This window comes from Nonomuraea sp. K271 (genome assembly GCF_009908215.1).
Classification (GTDB): domain Bacteria; phylum Actinomycetota; class Actinomycetes; order Streptosporangiales; family Streptosporangiaceae; genus Nonomuraea; species Nonomuraea longispora.
This window is the reverse complement of the sequence record NZ_JAAAHR010000030.1, coordinates 60741-68444: the sequence shown is the minus strand read 5'-3', so window position 1 is coordinate 68444 and position 7704 is coordinate 60741. Positions and strand designations below refer to the sequence as shown.

Annotated in this window: 7 protein-coding genes; all 7 read left to right on the top strand. The window is 74.0% G+C overall.

The genetic code is table 11. The features are described from left to right. Positions 1–251, top strand: a 251-nt coding sequence (locus GUY59_RS13725) for a VOC family protein (protein ID WP_161714527.1), incomplete at its 5' end; no start/stop codon positions are given. Further along, complete coding sequence (locus tag GUY59_RS13720) at positions 248–1096, top strand: amidohydrolase family protein (RefSeq protein WP_138208737.1); 849 nt, start codon at positions 248–250, stop codon at positions 1094–1096. The genes GUY59_RS13725 and GUY59_RS13720, both read left to right, overlap by 4 nt. Further along, the gene (locus tag GUY59_RS13715; RefSeq protein ID WP_138208738.1) at positions 1093–2181 is read left to right on the top strand and encodes a Gfo/Idh/MocA family protein; all 1089 of its coding nucleotides are present in this window, start codon (positions 1093–1095) and stop codon (positions 2179–2181) included. The genes GUY59_RS13720 and GUY59_RS13715 overlap by 4 nt, the downstream gene beginning before the upstream one ends. Then, positions 2178–3182: a LacI family DNA-binding transcriptional regulator gene (locus GUY59_RS13710; protein ID WP_138208739.1), complete on the top strand. Its 1005-nt coding sequence runs from the start codon at positions 2178–2180 to the stop codon at positions 3180–3182. Before GUY59_RS13715 ends, GUY59_RS13710 begins: the two co-directional genes overlap by 4 nt. Before the next feature lie 286 nt (positions 3183–3468). Then, on the top strand, positions 3469–4431 hold the full coding sequence (locus GUY59_RS13705) for an arabinan endo-1,5-alpha-L-arabinosidase (RefSeq protein ID WP_138200278.1): 963 nt from the start codon (positions 3469–3471) through the stop codon (positions 4429–4431). Positions 4432–4597: 166 nt separating this feature from the next. After that, on the top strand, positions 4598–5632 hold the full coding sequence (locus tag GUY59_RS13700; RefSeq protein ID WP_138200277.1) for a LacI family DNA-binding transcriptional regulator: 1035 nt from the start codon (positions 4598–4600) through the stop codon (positions 5630–5632). After that, entirely contained in the window at positions 5629–7635 is a 2007-nt protein-coding gene (locus GUY59_RS13695) for a beta-galactosidase (protein ID WP_138200276.1), read from the top strand. The genes GUY59_RS13700 and GUY59_RS13695 overlap by 4 nt, the downstream gene beginning before the upstream one ends. Positions 7636–7704 lie beyond the last annotated feature (69 nt).

The following is a 7704-nucleotide window of genomic DNA, read 5'->3' as shown; positions in this document are numbered from 1 at the left end:
CCCGCCACCTGCCCGGCGCCGCCCACCTGGCGCTCACCGTGGACGACGCCCGCGCCGAGCACGCCCGGCTGTCGGCGGCCGGCGTCACGTTCGTCAGCCCGCCCGCCGAGATCACCGCCGGTGTCAACGAGGGCGGGTACGCCTGCTACTTCCTCGACCCCGACGCGATCACCCTGGAACTCGTCGAACCTCCGCGCGTCCCTGGCCGGCCGTGTGTACGCTCAAAACGATCATGCGAGGAGGACGGATGACCATCGTTGACGCCCACCAGCACTTCTGGAACCTGGAGACGGGGTCCTACCCGTGGCTGACCCCCGCGTCCGGGCCGATCTTCCGCACCTTCGAGCCGGCCGAGCTCCTCCCCCAGCTCGCCGCGGCGGGAGTCGAGCGCACGGTCCTGGTGCAGGCGATGGACTCCTACGCCGACACCGACGCCATGCTCGCGCAGGCCGACGCCCACGACGTCATCGGCGCGGTGGTGGGCTGGGTGCCGCTGTGGCGGCCCGGCGAGGCGGCCGAGGCCCTGGAGCGCTACCGGCGTCATCCGAAGTTCGCCGGGGTGCGCCACCTCATCCACGACGAGCCCGACCCCGACTGGGTGCTGCGGGACTCCGTGGTCGAGGGGCTGCGGCTGCTGGCGGCGGCGGGGCTGCCGTTCGACGTGGTGGCCGTGTTGCCCCGGCACCTGGAGCACGTTCCGGTGCTGGCCGAGCGGGTGCCGGGGCTGCGGATGGTCATCGACCACCTCGCCAAGCCGCCCATCAAGGAGAAGGGCTGGGAGCCGTGGGCGTCGCTGCTGGCCCGCGCGGCGGAGTGCCCGCAGGTGTACGCCAAGGTGTCCGGGCTGAACACCGCGGCCGACGCCGCGACCTGGACGGCGGACGACCTGCGGCCGTACGTGGAGCACGCGCTGGAGTCGTTCGGGCCCGAGCGGCTGATGTTCGGCAGCGACTGGCCGGTGGCGCTGCTGGCCGGCGACTACGCGAAGGTGTGGCGGGAGACGGGCGCGGTGTTGTCGGGGCTGCCGGCGGCCGGGCGCGCGGCCGTACTGGGCGGCACCGCGACGCGCTTCTACGGCATGGAGGAGCCCGGATGATCGACGTGTTCGCGCCCATCGCGGCCGCGGCCGACCTGTCCGTCCCCGCCGGTCACCGGCTGCCGATCGCGGTGGTCGGCGCCGGGGCGATTGTCGACGTGGCCCACCTGCCCGCCTACCGGAAGGCCGGGCTGGAGGTGACGGGCCTGTACGACCTCGACGCCGGCCTGGCCGCCGAGGTGGCGGGCCGGCACGGGGTGCCGCGGACGTACGGGTCGCTGGCGGAGCTGCTGGCCGACGAGCGGGCCGCCGTGGTGGACATCGCGGTCGCGCCCGAGGCGCAGCCCGGCATCGCGAGGGAGGCGCTGGCGGCCGGCAGGCACCTGCTGTGCCAGAAGCCGTTCGCGCCCGACGTCGCGACAGGCCGGGAGATCGTCGAGCTGGCGGCGGCCCGCGGGCTGAAGGTCGCGGTCAACCAGCAGCTCCGCTTCGACGAGGGCATCGCCGCCGCCCGCGCCATGGTCCGCGCGGGCTGGATCGGCGAGCCGACGGCCATGACGTTCACCGTGAACATCCACACCGACTGGAGCGCCTGGGAATGGCTCGTCGGCGCCGACCGGCTGGAGATCGTCTACCACTCCATCCACTACCTCGACGCGATCCGCTCGATCCTGGGCGACCCCGAGCTCGTCTTCTGCACCGGCGGCCGCACGCCCGGCCAGGTCGCCAGGGGCGAGACGAGGACGATCAGCACGCTGGTCTACCCGCGAGACGTGCGGGCGCTGGTCCACGCCACGCACGAGAACCGCACCGGCGACCAGGAGGCGTCGTTCCGCATCGACGGGACGCAGGGCGCGATCAAGGGCACGCTGGGCCTGCTCTACGACTATCCCCACGGCCGCCCTGACACCCTGGCCGTCCACAGCCGCTCGTTGCCCACGGACGGCTGGCTGCCGTACCCGGTGACCACGCGCTGGCTGCCCGACGCGATGGCCGGGCCGATGGGCTCGCTGCTGCGGGCGATCGCCGAGGGCGGCGAGCCGGAGACGTCCGGCTCGGACAACCTCGGGACGCTCCGCCTGCTGCACGCCCTCTACCGCTCGATGGACACGGGTGAGAGCGTGCGCCCGGGATCGACGGCATGAAGCGCTCACGGGTCACGCTCGCCGACGTCGCCGCGATGGCGAAGGTCGACAGGGCCGTCGTCTCCCGGGTGATCAACAAGGACCCCACGCTCAACATCCGCCAGGAGACGCGCGAGCGGGTGCTGGCCGCGATCGACCGGCTCGGCTACCGGCCGAACGTGGCCGCGCGGAGCCTGCGCACCGCGCGTGCGCACATGTTCGGGCTGTTCATCCCCGACTTCGCCAACCCCGTCTACGCGGAGATCATCAAGGGCGCCGAGTCGGAGGCGGCCTCCCAGGGATACGTGCTGGTCACCGGCAGCGCGAGCGGCGCCGGGCTCGGCGAGTACATGGACCGGATCGGGCAGGGCCGCATCGACGGCCTGCTGCTGGCCGGGGCGGGCGACGAGTCCGGGCTGGTCGAGCACCTCGACAGGGCCGCCATTCCCTGGATCATGCTCAACAACCGCAGCAGGAGCGTCGAGCGGTACGTCATCCTCGACGACGAGCGGGCCGCCGCGCTCGCGGTGGAGCACCTCGTAGGCCTCGGTCACCGCCGCATCGCCCACCTGGCGGGACCGGCCCACGCCGACACCGCCGGCCGCAGGTCGGCGGGATACGCGGCGGCGATGCGCGGGGCCCGGCTGCCGCAGGGACCGATCGTGGCGGCCGACTACACGCCGGCCGGCGGCGCGGCGGCGATGACCCGCCTGCTCGCGGGCCCCGGGCGGCCGACGGCGGTTTTCGTGGCGAACGTCGCCTCGGCGATCGGCGCGATGGAGGGCGCGCGCTCGGCCGGTCTCGAGATCCCGCGCGACGTCTCGATCGTCGCCGTGCACGACCTTGAGCTGGCCGGCTACCTGTTCCCGGCGCTGACCACCGTACGCATGCCGCTGGCGGAGCTGGGCCGCCGCGGTGTCACCCTGCTCGCGGGGCTCAAGCCCGACGACAAGGTGAGTGAGGTGCTGGCCGGGCCCATCGAGCTCGTCCAGCGCCGCTCCACCGCTGCGCCGCCCGGGTGACGCGACGGTGTCCTGGTGGTGGCTGTGGCGCAGCGCGGCAGGCACTGTTAGCGTTAACATCGGGGACGAAAGCGGCTCGAACGTAGCCCGGCCAACGCCCCCTGTCAACGCCGGCGGCGCGCGGCGCGCGGCGGGCCCGGTCGGCCGTGAAAGTTTCATCCGGCGGTTGACGTCCGTCACAAGCCGGGTTTACATGTCGTCCGGCGCAGCGTCAGGCAGGCGAACGGCGAGCGGCGGCACTCAACCCCCTCGCCGCCCCTCTCCCGTCCCCCGAAGGAGGACCCCTGTGCGTCGCCTGTCACGTCTCGTCGGCACCGCGTCCGCCGCGCTCGCGCTTCTCGCGAGCACGGCCTTCGCCTACCCCGGCCCCGGCCACGTCACCGGAGACGTCGTCGTCCACGACCCCACGATGATCCGCACCTCCACCGGATATGTGCTCTACTCCACCCACGGCTACCTGGAGGCACGCACCTCCGCCGACCGCGTCGCCTTCTCCCGCGCCGGCTCCGCCTTCCGGACGCCGCCGTCGTGGTGGCGTACCTACTCCTCCGGCAACGACCCGTGGGCGCCCGACATCTCCCAGCACGGCGGGCGCTACCTGCTCTACTACGCGGTTTCCGGCTTCGGCTCCAACCACTCCGCGATCGGGCTGGCCACCAGCACGACCGGGCAGCCGGGCTCGTGGAGCGACCAGGGCGTCGTCTACGCGACCACGACGAGCTCCGACCACAACGCCATCGACCCGAACCTGCTCGTCGACTCCTCCGGCCGGTGGTGGCTGAGCTTCGGCTCGCACTGGACCGGCATCCGGATGATCCGGCTGGACCCCTCGACGGGCAAGCGGCTGCCCGGCGACGGCACGCTCCACCACCTCGCCACCCGCCCCGACGCGCCCCACGCCGTCGAGGCGCCCCACATCGTCCGGCACGGCGGCCACTACTACCTGTTCGCCTCCTACGACCAGTGCTGCGCCGGCACGAGCAGCACGTACAAGATCAAGGTGGGCCGCTCCACCAGCCCGACCGGCCCGTACGCCGACCGCTCGGGGCGGTCCATGCTGAACGGCGGGGGCACGACGGTCCTGGAGACGCACGGCCGGATCGTCGGCCCCGGCGGGCAGAGCGTCATGCGGGACGTGGACGGCGACCTGCTCGTCTACCACTACTACGACGGCGCGGACAACGGCACCCCCAAGCTCGGGATCAACCTCCTCGGCTGGGACGCCGACGGCTGGCCGTACGTTCGCTGAGGCCCCATGAGCGTGCCCCGGCCATGCGGACGCGGCCGGGGCCGCCTTTCCGGACGTCCGAATCAATGCCATTGACATCCCCGCAAAACGGACTCTAGGTTGTGCGAAACGTTTCGACTACCGTATCGGCCTCCTCCGGCCGAGCGTGCCCAGGGTCGGGAGCAGGATGTCGTCATTACGTGATGTGGCCGAGCGCGCACAGGTCGCGGTCAGCACCGTGTCCGCCGCGCTCAACGGCACCCGGCCGGTCGCGGCCGGCACCAAACGCCGCATCGAACAGGCGGCGGCCGAGCTCGGCTACCGCCCCAACCTGCTGGCCAGGGGCCTGCAGAGCAAGCGCACCCGCATCCTCGCCCTGCTCTACCCGGCGCCGCGCAGCGGCTTCGGCCTGACGGAGATGCAGTTCGCCACCGGGGCCGCCGAGGCCGCCCGCGAGCTGGGCCACCACCTGCTGCTCTCCCCCGAGAACGCCGACCCGATCGAGGAGCTGCGCCACCTCACCGGCCTGGGGCTGGTGGACGGGGTGCTGCTCATGGAGGTCGGCCTCGACGACGAGCGCGCGGCCTTCCTGGCGGCGGCGGGCGTGCCGTTCAGCATGATAGGACGCACCCGCGACCCCGGCTCGATCGACTACGCCGACATCGACTTCGCGGCCACGGCCGGGGACGCCGTGGCGCACGTCGCCTCGCTCGGCCATCGCAGCCTGGCCCTCTTCAACCTCTCCGCCGGCGCGTACGGCGACGGCTACGGCCCCGCGATCCGCGCGGGCGAGGAGTTCGCCGCCGCCGCGCGGGCCGCCGGGATCGGTTACGTGGACGGCCACCGCCCCGGGTCGGCGGAGGAGGGCCGGGAGGCGTTCGAGCGGCTCATGGACGCGCATCCCGACGTGACCGCGCTGGCCGTGATGGACGACCACGCGGCGGTCGGGGTGATCGCGGCCGTGGCGGCGCGCGGATGGCGGATCCCCGACGACCTGACGCTGATGCTGGTGTTGTCGTCGGCCAGGGTCGCGGAGATGTTCCATCCCCGGCTGACGACGCTGGAGCCGCCCGGCACCGAGCTCGGCAGGCTCGGCGCGCGCATGCTCGTCGACCGGCTGAGCGGCGACGGGCCGCCCCAGCAGCGGCTCGTTCCCTGCCGGCTGGTCGCCGGCGACAGCAGCGCGCCCCCACCGAAGCCGCGTGAGAGGAGGCCGGCATGACCGCACGGCCGGGCATGCACACGCTCACCGCGGGCCGCGGGCTGCTGTTCGGCGGCGACTACAACCCGGAGCAGTGGCCGGAGGAGGTGTGGGCGCAGGACGCCGAGCTGATGCGCGCCGCCGGGGTCAACCTGGTCACCGTCGGCGTGTTCAGCTGGGCCAGGCTCGAGCCCGAACCGGACGTACGGGACTTCGCCTGGCTCGACCGGGTGCTCGACCTGATGCACGAGAACGGCGTCGCGGTGGACCTCGCCACCCCCACCGCGTCACCGCCGCCGTGGCTGGGCCACCGCTGGCCGCAGACGCTCCCCGTCGACGAGTCCGGGCACCGGCTCTGGTACGGCGCGCGCAACCAATTCTGCCCCTCCTCCCCCGTCTACCGCGAGCGTGCCCTGTCGATCGTCTCCGCCCTGGCCTCCCGGTACGCGGGCCACCCGGCGCTTGCCCTGTGGCACGTGGGCAACGAGTACGGACAGGTGTGCCACTGCGACGAGTCGGCGGCCGCGTTCCGGGCCTGGCTGCGCGGGCGCCACGGCGACCTGGAGACGCTCAACGAGGCGTGGGGCACCACGTTCTGGAGCCAGCGCTACGGCGACTGGGCCGAGATCGTCCCCCCGCGGCGGGCCCCGTACATCGTCAACCCGTCGCAGCGCCTCGACTGGCGGCGGTTCTGCTCCGACGCGCTGCTGGAGCACTACCGGGCCGAACGCGACGTCCTGCGGGAGCACACCCCCGGCACGCCGGTCACGACGAACTTCATGGGGCTGTTCAAGCCGGTCGACTACTGGTCGTGGGCGGCCGAGGAGGACATCGTCTCCAACGACTGGTATCCCGAGCCGGGCGACCCGCTGGCCCCGGCGCGCACGGCGCTCACCCACGACCTGATGCGCGGGCTCGCGGGAGGCCGGCCGTGGCTGCTGATGGAGCAGGCCACGAGCGCCGTCAACTGGCGCCCGCACAACCTGCCCAAACCGCCCGGCCAGTTCCGGCTGGAGTCGCTGCAGGCGCTGGCCCGCGGCGCGGACGGGCTCTGCTACTTCCAGTGGCGGGCCTCCCGGTTCGGCGCCGAACGTTTCCACGCCGCGATGGTGCCGCACGCCGGGCCGGACACGCGGCTGCACGCCGCGGTCCGCGCCCACGGCCGGGAGCTGCGCGGGCTGGCCCGCGTGGCGGGCACGCCGGTGCCCGCGCGGGTGGCGATGGTGTTCGACTGGGCGAGCTGGTGGGCGCTGGAGGAACGGGGCCGACCCAGTGACCGGCTCAACGCGACCGACCAGCTGCTGAGCTACTACCTGCCGCTGTGGGAGCGCGGCGTGAGCGTGGACGTGGTGCCGCCGTCGGCGGACCTGTCCGGCTACGCGCTGGTGGTGGCGCCGAACCTGTTCCTGGTCGGCGACCGGGACGCGGCGGCGCTGACCGCGTACGCGCGCGGCGGAGGCGTGCTGGTGGTCGGGCCGTTCTCCGGGGTGGTGGACGAGCGGTCACACGTGCGTACCGGGCGGTTCCCCGCGCCGCTGCGCGAGGTGCTGGGCGCGTCCGGCGAGGAGTGGCTGCCCGCGCCCGACGACGAGCCCGTGCGCTGCCGGTGGGCCGGCGGCGCCGCCTTCACCGCGCGCACCTGGACGGAGCTGGTGGCGGCGGAGGGCGCCGAGGCGGTGGCGGAGTTCGCCGGCGGCGACCTGGCCGGCCGCCCCGCCGTGCTGCGTCACCGCGCCGGGGACGGCGTCGCCTGGTACGTCGCGACCATGCCCGAGGCCGCCGCGCTCGGCGAGATCGCCGAGCGTGCGCTGGTCGACGCCGGCGTGGCCGGCGCGCTGCCGCGGCTTCCTCCCGGCGTCGAGGCGGTGCGCCGCGGCGACGTGCTGTTCCTGCTCAACCACGGCGCCGAGACGGCCGCCGTGCCCCTTCCCGAGCCGGCGCGGGACCTGCTGACCGGAGCCGTCGCGGACGGCGAGGTCACGCTGGCGCCCCGCGACGTCGTCGCGCTGCGCCCTGGCGCGTAGCACCCCCGCCCCACTGATGTGAAAGGAGGGCGCTGCCCGCGCCGGTCCCCGCCGGCGTGGCAGCGCGCC